Origin of the sequence: Paenibacillus validus NBRC 15382, from assembly GCF_004000985.1 — a bacterium.
Lineage (GTDB): Bacteria > Bacillota > Bacilli > Paenibacillales > NBRC-103111 > Paenibacillus_G > Paenibacillus_G validus.
Window position 1 is genome coordinate 26,713 of sequence record NZ_BIMH01000035.1, and the last position, 13,044, is coordinate 39,756.

General features: G+C 52.1%; 9 protein-coding genes and 1 pseudogene. 7 read left to right on the top strand and 3 right to left on the bottom strand.

The annotated features are described in order from the left end of the window. Position 1: 1 nt before the first annotated feature. The 3 genes from efeB (at position 2) to PVA01S_RS19325 (ending at position 4,766) form a co-directional block, all read left to right on the top strand. On the top strand, positions 2-1,312 hold the full coding sequence (efeB, locus tag PVA01S_RS19315; RefSeq protein WP_372813874.1) for an iron uptake transporter deferrochelatase/peroxidase subunit: 1,311 nt from the start codon (positions 2-4) through the stop codon (positions 1,310-1,312). A 28-nt stretch (positions 1,313-1,340) separates the two neighbouring features. Continuing rightward, a complete protein-coding gene (locus PVA01S_RS19320) occupies positions 1,341-3,143 on the top strand; it encodes an FTR1 family iron permease (protein ID WP_127608934.1) in 1,803 nt (600 codons plus the stop codon). 357 nt (positions 3,144-3,500) lie between these two features. Continuing rightward, a complete protein-coding gene (locus PVA01S_RS19325) occupies positions 3,501-4,766 on the top strand; it encodes an L-lactate MFS transporter (RefSeq protein WP_127608935.1) in 1,266 nt (421 codons plus the stop codon). 88 nt (positions 4,767-4,854) lie between these two features. Here PVA01S_RS19325 and PVA01S_RS19330 read toward each other — a convergent pair whose 3' ends face one another. Together PVA01S_RS19330 and PVA01S_RS19335 are read right to left on the bottom strand one after the other, a co-directional pair. Further along, positions 4,855-6,627, bottom strand: coding sequence for a SulP family inorganic anion transporter (locus tag PVA01S_RS19330; RefSeq protein WP_127608936.1), 1,773 nt, complete (start codon positions 6,625-6,627; stop codon positions 4,855-4,857). A gap of 154 nt (positions 6,628-6,781) precedes the next feature. Then, a complete protein-coding gene (locus tag PVA01S_RS19335) occupies positions 6,782-7,108 on the bottom strand; it encodes an ArsR/SmtB family transcription factor (RefSeq protein WP_127608937.1) in 327 nt (108 codons plus the stop codon). A 424-nt stretch (positions 7,109-7,532) separates the two neighbouring features. Between PVA01S_RS19335 and PVA01S_RS19340 the strand changes: the two are divergent. Together PVA01S_RS19340 and PVA01S_RS19345 are read left to right on the top strand one after the other, a co-directional pair. Then, positions 7,533-8,558 (top strand): annotated as a pseudogene (locus PVA01S_RS19340) (nitrite/sulfite reductase); the annotation flags it as partial. A 188-nt stretch (positions 8,559-8,746) separates the two neighbouring features. After that, the gene (locus PVA01S_RS19345) at positions 8,747-9,577 is read left to right on the top strand and encodes a uroporphyrinogen-III synthase (protein ID WP_127608938.1); all 831 of its coding nucleotides are present in this window, start codon (positions 8,747-8,749) and stop codon (positions 9,575-9,577) included. 52 nt (positions 9,578-9,629) lie between these two features. Here PVA01S_RS19345 and PVA01S_RS19350 read toward each other — a convergent pair whose 3' ends face one another. Beyond that, positions 9,630-10,631: an ABC transporter substrate-binding protein gene (locus PVA01S_RS19350; RefSeq protein ID WP_127608939.1), complete on the bottom strand. Its 1,002-nt coding sequence runs from the start codon at positions 10,629-10,631 to the stop codon at positions 9,630-9,632. Between the two features lie 209 nt (positions 10,632-10,840). Between PVA01S_RS19350 and PVA01S_RS19355 the strand changes: the two genes are divergently transcribed. Both PVA01S_RS19355 and PVA01S_RS19360 read left to right on the top strand, forming a co-directional pair. Beyond that, positions 10,841-11,851: a FecCD family ABC transporter permease gene (locus tag PVA01S_RS19355; protein ID WP_174817603.1), complete on the top strand. Its 1,011-nt coding sequence runs from the start codon at positions 10,841-10,843 to the stop codon at positions 11,849-11,851. Then, the gene (locus PVA01S_RS19360; protein WP_127608940.1) at positions 11,844-12,839 is read left to right on the top strand and encodes a FecCD family ABC transporter permease; all 996 of its coding nucleotides are present in this window, start codon (positions 11,844-11,846) and stop codon (positions 12,837-12,839) included. The genes PVA01S_RS19355 and PVA01S_RS19360 overlap by 8 nt, the downstream gene beginning before the upstream one ends. Positions 12,840-13,044 lie beyond the last annotated feature (205 nt).

Here is a 13,044-nt window from a genome sequence, read left to right on the forward strand (position 1 = left end):
CGTGAAGCTTAACGGAAATCAACAACCGTTGCCGCCTGCGAACGAAGGGCGAGGCCCCGGCCAGTCGGGGAAGTCGGTTGTCAGCCGCAGGGAATTGTTGAAAATGGCCGGTGTCGGCGGGCTCGGGTTACTGGTCGGCTCGGCTGGCGTCGGCAGCGTGCTTGCGGAGTCCGGTATGTGGAGGGGACGCACCGCACCCCGTTCGAACGAGCAAATTCCGTTTCACGGAGATGTTCAAGCCGGGATTGTAACCCCTTCGCAAAACTTTGTTTGCTTCGCCGCCTTCGATCTGATCACGACACGGGCGGAGGATCTTCCGGTGTTGCTCCGGAAATGGACGGACGCCGCCGCCCGTATGACCGAAGGCCGTCCTGTCGGCGACGAGAACAGCAATCCCAACCTGCCGCCGGCGGATACGGGAGAGGCATTTGGGCTCAGCCCGTCGAAGCTGACGTTCACGTTCGGCGTAGGCCCTGCGCTGTTCGACAGCCGATTCGGGCTGGCGGCCAAACGGCCCTCGGCCTTAGGCGAGTTGCCGCGATTTCCCGGCGATCAGCTGCGCGCCGAATGGTGCGGAGGGGACATCGGGGTGCAGGTATGCGCGGACGATCTCCAGGTTGCCTTCCATGCAGTGCGCAACTTGGCGCGAATTGCTCGCGGCACTGCCGTTCTGCGCTGGACACAGGAAGGCTTTCAACGCACGGCTGCCGCTTCGGGCAGCGGCGATACGCCTCGTAATTTACTCGGCTTCAAGGATGGAACGGCCAACCCCGATACGAAGGACGCGAAGCTGATGAATCAGGTTGTCTGGGTGCAGCCTTCGGATGAACAGGGGTGGATGCGAGGCGGCAGTTATATGGTAGTGCGGCGCATCCGGATACGGGTCGAGGTGTGGGACCGTACGCATTTGAACGAGCAAGAGGCGACGTTCGGCCGTCATCGCGATAGCGGTGCGCCCTTAGGGGCGAAGAGTGAATTCGATCCGGTGCAGCTTGACGCGAAGACGGCTGCCGGCGACCCGGTGATCCCGGTCAACGCTCACGTGAGGATTGCGCGCGGAGACGGCTCAATGCAAATCTTGCGGCGCTCCTACTCGTATTCAAGCGGAATAGATAGGCAGACCGGACAGTTGGATGCCGGACTTCTGTTTATTAGCTATCAGAGGGATCCTTTCAAACAATTTGTTCCGATGCAGCAGCGACTGGCAAAGATGGACGCCCTGAACGAATACATATCGCATGTGGGAAGCGCGGTATTTGCCTGTTTCCCGGGCGTGCAGCCGGGCGGTTATATCGGCGAAGGGTTATTTTAGTGGAGAAAAGACATTCGAGGTGATCCGTATGAGCAATAATCGATTGGCCGGCGGCTGCAGCAAATGGGGGGCTGTGCTTGCGGTTCTCCTCCTGCTGACGGGGCTGTATGGATCCAAGGGAGCACAGGCAGCAGAGGCGAGCCCCGAGCGGCTGTTGCCGCTTGTAGGGGGAGCGCTGGTCGAAGCGGGCGAGCGCCATTGGCCGAGAACGAACGAGGAGCTGGAGCTGTTCGACATCGAGTGGAAGGCGCTGCAAGCGCCGGGCTCGGATTTGGCCGGACAGGTCGCGAGCGCTTTGACAGCGGCGAAGACGGCGCTGGCCGAAGCGGAAATCAAGCCGGATGCCGCCTATCAAGCGGTATCGCAGCTTGCGAAGGCGACGGGCGATTACGTCGCTGCCTACGAGAAGCAGCAGCATCCGGATGCAGGCAAGCAGGCGGCAGCGTCTTTGCTGCCGATGCTGAGGCAAATATCGGCTGAAATCGGGCAAAACCAATGGACAAAGGCAAATGCGGACTACAAACAGTTCGTCAATCATTGGTTTAAAGTCGAAGCCGCGATCCGTTCCGATAACACAAGCGTGTACGGCAGCATTGAAACGAAAGTCAGCCTGACGCGTATCGCGCTGCAGGCCGAACCGCCGAGAGCGGAAGCGGCGAAGAACGGCGTCGCCGACTTGATCAAGCTCGTCGACGATTACGCTCAGGGCAAATCGGTCCAGGCGCAGGCGGCGGGCGGCGGGCAAAGCGTTGCGGGTGCGCTCGCGCTGCTGCAGAACATTCAGCGCGAGCTGCGTGACGGCAGCGTGTCAACGGCGACGGACGACTTGCAAAGCTTTATTGGCCTATGGCCTGCGGTGGAAGGCAGCGTGCAAACCCGCTCCCCGGAGACGTATACGCGTATTGAAACGTTAATGACGCAATCCGCCAGCCTGCTGTTGTCGGAACCTCCGAGAACGGCAGAAGCCGAAAGTCTCTTGATCGAGATGGAGCAGGCGTTGGCGCCTTATACGGCCAACGCGGCTTATTCGGCTTCGGACGCGGCCTTAATCCTGCTTCGCGAAGGGGTGGAGGCGCTGCTCGTGCTGACCGCATTGCTCGCATTCGTGCACCGGACGGGGAACGCCTCCAAGCAGAAGTGGATTTGGAGCGGGGCCGTCGCGGGTTTGATTGTGAGCGGCGCTCTTGCCTTGGTGTTGACGCTTGCGTTCGCCAGCGCGGAGGCAGGCAGCACCCGGGAGATGCTGGAGGGCGTGACGGGCCTTGTATCCGTCTTCCTGATGTTTACGGTTGGCGCCTGGCTGCACAGCAAATCGCAGACTGAATCGTGGAACCGGTTCATCCGCGACAAAATCGGCATTGCGCTGGCGAGCGGCAACTTGTGGTCGCTGTTCTTTATTGCTGCTCTGTCTATTTTGCGCGAAGGGGCGGAGACAACGATCTTCTACATCGGGATGGCGCCTTCCATCGAGCCTCTACAGCTGCTGCTCGGCATCGGCGCTGCGGCTTTGCTTCTGATCGTACTCGGTGTGCTGCTGGTCAAAGGGATCGTGCGGCTGCCGGTCCGACCGTTTTTCTTAACGGCGACGCTGCTTATTTACTATCTGGTCGTTAAGTTTCTCGGCGAGAGCATTCACTCGCTGCAGGTGGCCGGGCGAGTACCCGCTCATGTGCCCGGTTACTTGCCGACCTTCCCGAGGCTTGGCGTCTATCCGACATGGGAGACCTTGGCTCCGCAGCTGCTCGTATTGCTGTTCATCGTGATCCAGCTGGTGAGGTTCGAACGCAAGCGCAAAGCCGGCACGACCGGCCTGGAGTCCAGGCCGGCGTAACGAAGGCAGCCGTTCCTTCAAGGAACGGCTGCCTTCGTTTGATCCCCTTATCACCAAGAGACGTTTGCTGGACAGAACAAAATGTAATCATGGCTATTTACGCTGTCAGCGTTTTCATGGTATATTGTAATGGATAAGCAGGACACAGAATGTTCACAAAATCAGCCGAGTAGAAATCCGTTCACACGGGACAGCGATCCTGTTACCGGTTAACGGTTCACACCAATTGAACAGTGTGCCGTTGGCGCTTGGTAGAATTTCTGCTTAAGGCTAACCGCCGCATTCGGTTTACTTCGGGCTTCCCGTGTAAAGCGATTCGCGGCTTTTTTATTTGATACAAAAGGGAGGAATGGATTTATGGAAAAAACGAAAAATCGGTGGCTGATCGCTGCCGCAGCGGTCGGCATCCACATCTCGATCGGCTCGGTGTACGCTTGGAGTGTGTTTACGAAGCCGCTCATCAATGAATTCGGGTGGAGTATTAAACAGGTTACTTTCACGTTCAGCTTGGCTATCTTATTTCTTGGCTTGTCTGCGGCGTTTCTGGGTCATTTTGTCGAGAAGCACGGTCCCCGAAAGGCAGGTTTGCTGGCTACCGTTTTCTTCGGGATAGGCCTTGCCGGGTCCGGCCTTGCCGTGAACTTGTCGTCGTTGCCGTTGTTATATTTGTTCTACGGCGTTTTCGGAGGCATTGGTCTGGGCGTCGGTTACATCACGCCGGTCTCTTCCTTGGTCAAATGGTTCCCGGACAGAAGGGGCCTCGCCACCGGACTTGCGATTATGGGTTTTGGTTTTGCGTCGTTGATCAGCAGTCCGGTCATGGCTCGTCTGATCGACTCGGTCGGCATAGCCAACACCTTTTACATCTTGGGCGCCGTCTATTTCATTCTGATGGGCGGCTCCTCGCTCTATCTTTCTCCGCCGCCTGCCGGTTGGATGCCGGAACAATTTAAGGCTGCGATCGAGTCCGGCAGGAAGAAGATAAAGGTCGATCTCTCACAGCTTACAGCCAACGAAGCGGTAAAGACGGCGCGCTTCTGGATGCTTTGGTTGATGCTGTTTATCAATGTCACCTGCGGTATCGCCATCATCTCCGTGGCTTCTCCAATGGCACAGGAAATTGCCAAAATGGCACCGCTCGCAGCGGCTTCCATGGTCGGGCTGATGGGCTTGTTTAACGGATTGGGACGGATCGGGTGGGCGTCGTTCTCTGATTATATCGGCAGACCCAATACATACACAGCGTTTTTCGTTATTCAGATCGGAGCTTATTTATTGCTCCCCGCCGTTTCCAACGCCTGGCTGTTTCAAATTTTGATCTTTTTGATTCTTACATGTTACGGCGGCGGCTTTGCATCCATACCGGCCTATATCGGCGACCTGTTCGGCACCAAACAGCTCGGGGCGATACATGGTTATATTTTGACCGCATGGGCGGCGGCAGGGCTGGCCGGACCTATTATCGCGGCCTGGGTGCGTACCGCGACGAACAGCTATATCGGCACACTGTATATTTTTGCGGGACTGTTTGCCATTGCGCTCGTGGTTTCGCTGCTGATCCGGATCGAGATCAGGAAGCTTCAGTCGGTTAATCCGAGCGTTGCTACCGAACCGGCAAGATAACCTCCAGGCTACAGGGAGGACCCCCGGGCACTAACACTGCGTTAGTGCCTTTTTTGTCCCTGAAATGGAAAAATGGAGTATCAGGGACCTAATCGGAGACCTGAAGCGAAGAGGAATGAACCAGTTGGGGTTGAACCGGAATAGCCCTGGGCCTTGATAATTGTTGACATTCACGAAAAGCATCATGTTCGCAACCAAGACATTGAGCGTGATTAAGTTTGGTTAAGGCAAAGCTAATGGCATTGCCTGTTTGGTCAAAAAAGTGATCTTGCCCGATGATTTCGTCCAAGCCTGTTTTTTTCAGCAGTTGGCGCGGTTGGTCTTGGATTTCAGAAATGATCACGACGCCGCCGTGCTTCTTTAAGTGTTTGGCTATACTTGCTAAATGGGCTTCTCCGGTTGCGTCCATATATGGAACATGGCTCATTTTCAATAGGAGCACTTTAGGTTTGTTATGAATCTCGTCCATGATGGACTTTTCAAAACGATTGGCAACCCCGAAGAACAAAGCTCCCTCTACGGTGTAAATGCTGATTTGCGGGCAATTATGCTGCTCGTGGATCATGTGAGCGGATACTTTTTTGTTGTTGTCGGAAGGGTCGGGCAGTACCTTGGTCGTACTAAGGAGAACGCTCATATGCTTCACAAAGATTATGCCTGATAATACTAATCCCACTTCAACCGCGGTCGTCAGGTCTGTAAAGACAGTAAGAAGAAATGTACTCACCAAAACGAAAGATTCCGCAGTTCGGGTTTTCAGGATGTGGGCAAACTCTTTACGTTCGCTCATATTCCAAGCGACAACCATTAAGATCGGCGCCATACTGGCAAGAGGAATATTCGAAGCGTATGGAGCAAATAGGAACAAGACTAAAAAGACGACAATACCGTGAATGACCCCGGAGAGGGGAGACGCCGCGCCGCTTTTTATATTCGTTGCCGTTCTGGCTATAGCCCCGGTGGCAGGAATCCCCCCGAACAACGGAGTGATCATATTGGCGATGCCTTGACCGATCAGTTCACGGTTGCTGTTATGTCGGGTGCCTGTCATTCCGTCAGCAACTATGGCTGAAAGCAAGGATTCGATGCCGCCTAACATGGCAATGACTAGAGCTGGTTTTATTAAATACAGCATATGTTCAATGGAAAGCGAAGGCATGCGAATGCCGGGGATGCTGTTTGGAATTGCGCCGTAGGTCGAACCAATCGTTGCAACCTTGTCAGGATACAACAAAGAGGCGACAACAGTCGAAACCAATAACCCGACTAAGGATCCGGGAACTTTCGGGAACAGTCGTGGTGTTAGGATGATAAACACGAGACAAATCAGCGCTGTTCCTACACTGTAACTATTGGTTGACGCCATGTGTATACCTAATTCCTTCATGTTGGCCATGAAATTCTCGTGCTTTTCAAGCTGGTGCAAACCAAGGAAACTGGCAATTTGACCTGTAAATATAGTAACGGCGATGCCAGAGGTAAAGCCGATAATAACGGGGCGCGGAATAAATTTCATCACTTTACCAAGTTTGAACAGACCCATGATTACCAGAAGGACCCCAGCCATAAAACCGGCGATAAGCAAGTTTTCGTATCCATACTGCATCACGATGGCAAACAGAATAGGAATGAAAGCTCCAGTCGGACCGCCAATTTGAAAGGTTGACCCGCCCAATAAGGATATGATGATTCCAGCAACAATCGTTGTGTATAACCCGTATTCAGGCTTGACACCTGAAGCAATGGCAAACGCCATTCCTAATGGAATGGCGATAATACCTACAATCAACCCCGAAATGAAGTCCTTCTGAAAGCTTTCTCTGTTATAGCCCTGAAATCTGCCGGTAAACGAAAATTTCATATCCAGCATCGCCTTTCTGAATATTTGAATATTTGAATATATACAAACATATAAGGAATACGTTTAATTGTCAATTTCGGATTCCGTAGAAATGTTCAAAAAAAAGGAGCAAATCGAGTATAACAACTCCAATTCCTCCTTATGAAGAAGCAATTTAATTGTTTTTAATGTTTTCCAGCATGGAAATGGCATTCACAAGGTGATTGTCAAAAATTTGTTTCGCAACCAGCAGCAAGTCCTTAATTAAAGGATCGGTTAAAGAATAAATAACAGAGGTTCCATCCTTAATCCCATAGACCACGTTCTTATTTCTTAGTACGGCTAACTGTTGGGAAACCGCAGACCCTTCGCTTCCCAAAATCGTTTGAATCTCATTCACGTTCTTATCGCCCTCGGCTAAAACTTCAAGAATTTTAATACGCAAGGGGTGGGCTAGCGCCTTGAAAAAGTCGGCTTTAAAATCTTGTATTTCTTGATACATAACGTTCTCTCCTACATGTTCGGAAATTTGAATATACAGATATCATATCACAAACCGGCAATCGTTGAATAAAGTTTCAGAGAATGGGGGCATCCGGGCAGCAGCGAATATATCCCCGGAGCCGGAGGGACTTCATGAGGCCGCTAATCAATGCCCGTGTTTTGTTTTTATCATAACATTTGATTTGAAATAAAGCGTTTTTCTTTTTCCATCAAAAAAAATGACGAATGTATATCAATCTGTTGAACATGGATGGTGATATGGGCTCATCATTGGATGGGTTTTTCCAGCGAAGTGGATGGTCATAATTTATGCCCTTTTGGATGGTTCGTTTTATCGCTTTTTCTTTTATTATAGTTGTTAAGTTGGAATTCCTTTCTCGTTTGGTTTTGAAGTACAGTCATAGGGTTAGGGGGATGATAAGATGGCTTATGAAACCGTTTGGGCAGAAGATCCATCGAAGCTTAACAAAATCGAAATGATGAAGCTCGAAAAGGACGGTCTGGATGTTATTCGTACCATTATTGAAAGGTATGCGAAGTAAGGATATGAATCCATACCTGAAGATGAGTTGAACCGGTTCAAATGGGCCGGCGTGTATGAGCAGAAGCCGAGGGATGGCCATTTCATGATGCGCATTCGAATTCCTTCGGGCATGCTCACTGCCAGGCAAGCGCGGACACTTGCAGGTATTTCACTCGATTATGGCCGTAATCTGTTGGACGTGACGACGCGGCAATCTTTTCAATTTCACTGGTTGCGGGTAGAACACTTGCCCGACATCTTTAATCGGCTTGAAGAAGTTGGCTTGTACTCCTATGAAGCTTGCGGCGATTGCCCGAGGGCCATTGTCGGTAATCCATTAGCGGGCATTGACCCGGATGAAATGATGGATACGTCCGAAATTATACAGCAGGTCAATGATTTTTTTGTTCTAAACCGCGATTTTTCAAATTTGCCTCGGAAGTATAAAATATCGATTTCGGCAAACCGTTACAACAATGCCCATGCGGAAATTCAGGATTTGGCTTTTACCCCGGCTACGAAAGTGATGGATGGAGAGACCGTCATCGGTTTTCATGTCCAAGTGGGCGGCGGGCTATCGGCTAAACCATTTCTCGCCAAACCGTTGAATATTTTTGTGCGTCCGGAAGAGGTACTGAAGGTCTCCATCGCTGTGACGACCATCTTTAGCGATTATGGGTTTAGAGAAAAACGGCATCATGCCCGGATGAAACTCCTTGTAGCCGACTGGGGACCCGAGAAGTTTCAGGCCAAGCTGGAGGAGCTGGTCGGTCCGCTGCCCGAGCGTGGAGAAGACCAGACTATCGGATGGCACGCAGCTTATTTTCACGGTGTGCATCCGCAGAAGCAAGAGGGGCTCAATTATATCGGACTTCATGCGCAGTTTAATGAAAAATTGAAAGGTCGTGTGCCAGCGGATCAGGTTGGGCCCGTACTCGAATCCTTCATTTAGTTCTATAAAGAGCATCGTACGGGTCAGGAAACTTTTCATCAATTTTTCAAGCGTGTGGGCATTCAACAATTTCAACAACGATTCGATGAGGCAATAGCTCGTCCAGCAAAAAGTTTGATTTCATAACATCAGTGTCGCTGCTTAAGAGAGGAGTATCCGGAATGACTGGAGGGTTGGAGGGAAAACGCATTGTCATTGCGGGGTCCCGAAAAATAAGTGAACTGAGCACCATTATTGAAAAGCAAGGAGGCATCCCCGTTGTTCGTTCACAGCAAGGGACCTTGTTCCTTGCAGAAAGCGAGGTAGAGCGCGATCTCCTTCGTGTAGTGGAAAGCGGATCGGACTGGATGATGTTCACAACGGGAACCGGGCTTGAAGCTTTGTTCAATCAGGCGGAACGAATCGGTATTCGCTCCGCTTTTCTCGAAATTGTGAAACAGTCCAAAGTAGCGGCAAGAGGGTATAAAACCTATGCCCTGTTGAAAAAAATGGGAATTCAACCCGTTGCCGTTGATGATGACGGAACGACACAAGGACTTATTAAAGCGCTTGAAACTTATGAATTTACGGGTCAAGGCGTAACTATTCAGCTGCATGGCGAGCCTATGCCATCGTTAGTGAACTTTCTGGAGAACAAAGGAGCCGTTGTCAGGACCCTGTTACCTTATAAACATATGGCTCCGGATGATACCGTGTCGCGCCAATTGTGCCAAGAACTGGCCGATGGTTCCGTGGATGCGGTCTGTTTCACGACGGCGGTTCAAGTCCGGTATTTTTTTCAATTTGTCAAAAGCAACGGGTATTATCCGGCTATTCATGAAAGCTTCAAAAAGAAGGTGCTGGCGGCAGCGGTTGGCAAAGTGACGGCTGAAGCTTTGAAAGAGGAAGGGGTCGAGCGTGTATTAGCCCCTGAAAGCGAGCGGATGGGCGCGATGATTATCGAGCTCGCTCATTATTATCAGAATAAATCTACAGTAAAAACCCACCGATAAAGCTGAGCGGTGGGTTTTTGTGTCTTAATGTGGCAGAAGCCGCCATGAGATCCTACTTGATTTCAAAGTATTTGCTGATTTCATCCAAGAGCAGGTTGGCCGCTTTGTAGCCGCCCGCCAGATTCCAGACCACTTCATTCACTTTATGGGCGTTGTTCGTTTTGGCCACTTTCAAGTTTTTGAATAACGGATCCGTCATCCATTCCTCAGCTATCTTGGCGGCATCGTCCTTGCCCGGGGTTTCGTTCAGGAAGTAGAACAGCACATCGCCATCCATATCCGGGATACGTTCCTTGGTCAGCTTCTCGACGAACTGGTCCTTATCCTGGGAAGCGGGACGGGCAATGCCTAATTGATTAAACAGCACGCCGCTGAACGTCTGCTTCTGATAAATCCGCACATCGCCGGCGGAAAAGCGTACGACGGATACTTGGGTTGCCGCTTTAGCGCCCAGCTTGGCCTTCACATCAGAGACGCGCTTATCGAATGCTGCCAGCGCCTTTTCCCCTTCTTCCTTCTTGTTCACCGCTTCGGCGTACAGCTTGAAATTGATTTTCCAGTCGCCTGCCAAGTCTTGTGCGAAGACGGTCGGAGCGAGTTTTTTCAGTTGTTCGTAAATTTTCTCGTGCCTTACTTTATTGCCGATAATCAGGTCCGGCTTTAGACCGGCGATCAGCTCGATGTTAGGCTGCGTTTCTTCCCCCAGCACCGTAACGCCCTGCATTTCCGCTTTGATATGATCGTACCACGGGTCTCCAACCCAGGATTGGACGGCGCCGACCGGCTTCACGCCTACGGTAAGGAGAGCTTCCGTTCCTTCATTGGTCAAAATGACGACGCGCTTCGGCGTACCCTGTATCGTTTCTTCGCCCATTGCATGCTTAATGGTTCTTGCGGCTTCGCTTTTGGGTGGAGCGGACTCCGTCGCAGCCTGTTGGGATGCGGCGGGGGGCGTTTCCTTCGCTGCGCTGCCGCAGCCGACCGCCGTTAAGAACAGAACAGTTATAAGGATGAACAGCAAGGGAATGCGGTTGAGTCGAACAATCGAAAGCATGATTTCGTCTCTCCTTAATGATTTAGTTTCGCTGCGTACGCAGACTGATAATGGGAATCATTATCATTGCCAATATAAGGGATTAGGTTTTGGATGTCAACCTTTAATTGATAATGAGAATCAAATTCATTGACAAAGGGGTAGCCCGCCCCTACAATGAAAATGTCATTTTTTTAGTAAAATTGCACCTTGTGGAGGGATGAACTTGTATGGCTCATTCGATGAGCAGCCGCATGATGAAGCTGTTCGGATTGGCGGCGGGAGTGCTCTTGTTGCTCGGCTGTATGCTCTCTAGCGTTCTGTTCGGCCTTCAACACTTTGGACTGAGCGAAGTCTGGCAGGCTTATGTACATTTTAACGGCTCCAATGAGCACGTCATTATTACGAATACGCGAGTTCCCCGGGCATTGATCGGAGCTGTGGTAGGCGCGAGCCTGGCCATTGCCGGTGCCTTGATGCAAGTACTGACGAAAAATCCGCTCGCCTCTCCCTCCGTATTCGGGATCAATGCAGGGGCCGTACTGTTCCTTGTGCTCAGCATTTCGGTCCTCGGTTCGGGGCTTACCCTGAGAAGCATGATCTGGGTCGCGTTTGCGGGGGCGGCGCTCACCGCGATGTTCGTGTTTCTGCTGGGCTCGCAGGGCAGGGGAGGCTTCGATCCGGTCAAGCTGACGTTGGCGGGTGCTTCCGTCGCTGCTTTAGCTTCTTCAGTTACAGCAGGCGTCATCCTGATCGACAAGCAGTCGCTTGATCAAGCGCTGTTCTGGATGATCGGCTCTGTTGCGGACCGGGAGTTGAAGCATCTCGCGGTCGTTCTTCCGTATGTTGCTGCTGGCTGGGTGCTGTCGATGATTTTATCCGGGTCGCTGAATGTCGTGGCCTTGGGAGACGATGTAGCGAAGGGATTGGGCCAACGAATTGTGCTGATCCGTACGACGTCCGCCATTGCTATTGTATTGCTGGCCGGTGGCTCCGTTGCCGTAGCAGGTCCGATCGCCTTTGTCGGGCTTATTGTGCCGCATCTGTGCCGTTATTTGGTGGGGAACGACCACCGGTGGCTCCTGCCCTATTGCGCGATCACAGGCGCGGTACTGCTTGTTGCGGCAGATCTCGCCTCCCGCTTTATCATCATGCCGAAGGAAGTCCCCGTAGGTGTCGCAACGGCCCTTCTGGGGGTTCCGTTCCTGATTTATGTGGCAAGAAGGAGGGCCCATGCTTAAATCCGGAAAACGAAAGGGGCTCCTTACCGCCCTCGTGCTTTGCCTGGTTTTACTCGTCCTGTCCTTGGTCAGTTTGTCGATGGGCAGTGTCCGTATTCCGTTTACCGAAGTGATTATGGCGGTCGTCGGGCATAACGGCGAAAGCAGCGGGGTGGTCGTCGTGGAGTTTCGGCTGCCGAGGGTTGTCGCCGCTATATTAATCGGCGCCGCCATGGCGGTTTCGGGCGCATTGCTTCAGGGGGTCATCCGCAACCCGCTGGCCGCTCCGGATTTGTTGGGCGTAACCGGAGGAGCATCCGTTGCCGTTGTGGCGTTCATGACCTTGTCCGCAGGCGCCTACAGCATCCACTGGGTTCCCGTCATCGCAATTGTGGGGGCGTTCGCTGCAGCTGCATTAAACTACATGCTGGCATGGAAGAAGGGGGTCTCCCCATTTCGGCTGGTGCTGATCGGTATCGGTATATCGACCGCAATGGGCGCGCTGACGACGTTCATACTGATAAGCGGCCCCGCTTATCTGGCCTCCCAGGTGCTGAACTGGATAACCGGCAGTATATACGGAACAAACTGGAAATATATAGCTGCACTATTCCCGTGGGTTGCCGTGTTCCTGCCGCTTGCCTTTCTCTTCGCCAAAGAGCTGAATGTTCAATCGCTGGGGGAGGACGTTGCCGTCGGTCTTGGAAGCCGGCTTCAGCTTAACCGCTTTATGCTTCTTGCTATTAGCGTCTCCCTGGCCGGGGCTGCTGTCGGCGTAGCGGGGACGATATCGTTTATCGGTCTGCTTGCGCCGCACATGGCCAGAAAGCTCGCTGGCAATTCCTATAAAATTTTGCTTCCGATTTCCGCGCTTCTTGGAGCAATTATCGTACTGTTAGCGGATCTGGCGGGGAGAATGCTTTTCCAGCCGCTGGATATCCCTGCGGGCGTATTTACGGCGGGGATCGGCGCACCGTTTTTCATGTATCTTTTGTATAAACGCAGATAAACCGACAGTCCGTTCCGAAGAGGGGACCCATCCGCAGGGAAGGGTTCCTTTGTTTGCGTTCGGGCCAAAAAGTAGGTTTGACGGATCAAGTTAGAGGGACAAAATAACTATTGCACTGATAATGATTATCATTTACAATTAGCAACTGTAGCGGTGTAAAATATTACCAAGTACCTCGACAGTTAAGAACAGGCAGGTTAGAGAC

Bases quoted from the DNA above. Each gene is read 5' to 3' on its own strand.
- PVA01S_RS19320 (WP_127608934.1), top strand. From the start codon at position 1,341: ATGAGCAATAATCGATTGGCCGGCGGCTGCAGCAAATGGGGGGCTGTG.
- PVA01S_RS19325 (WP_127608935.1), top strand. From the start codon at position 3,501: ATGGAAAAAACGAAAAATCGGTGGCTGATCGCTGCCGCAGCGGTCGGC.
- PVA01S_RS19330 (WP_127608936.1), bottom strand. From the start codon at position 6,627: ATGAAATTTTCGTTTACCGGCAGATTTCAGGGCTATAACAGAGAAAGC.
- PVA01S_RS19335 (WP_127608937.1), bottom strand. From the start codon at position 7,108: ATGTATCAAGAAATACAAGATTTTAAAGCCGACTTTTTCAAGGCGCTA.
- PVA01S_RS19345 (WP_127608938.1), top strand. From the start codon at position 8,747: ATGACTGGAGGGTTGGAGGGAAAACGCATTGTCATTGCGGGGTCCCGA.
- PVA01S_RS19350 (WP_127608939.1), bottom strand. From the start codon at position 10,631: ATGCTTTCGATTGTTCGACTCAACCGCATTCCCTTGCTGTTCATCCTT.
- PVA01S_RS19355 (WP_174817603.1), top strand. From the start codon at position 10,841: ATGGCTCATTCGATGAGCAGCCGCATGATGAAGCTGTTCGGATTGGCG.
- PVA01S_RS19360 (WP_127608940.1), top strand. From the start codon at position 11,844: ATGCTTAAATCCGGAAAACGAAAGGGGCTCCTTACCGCCCTCGTGCTT.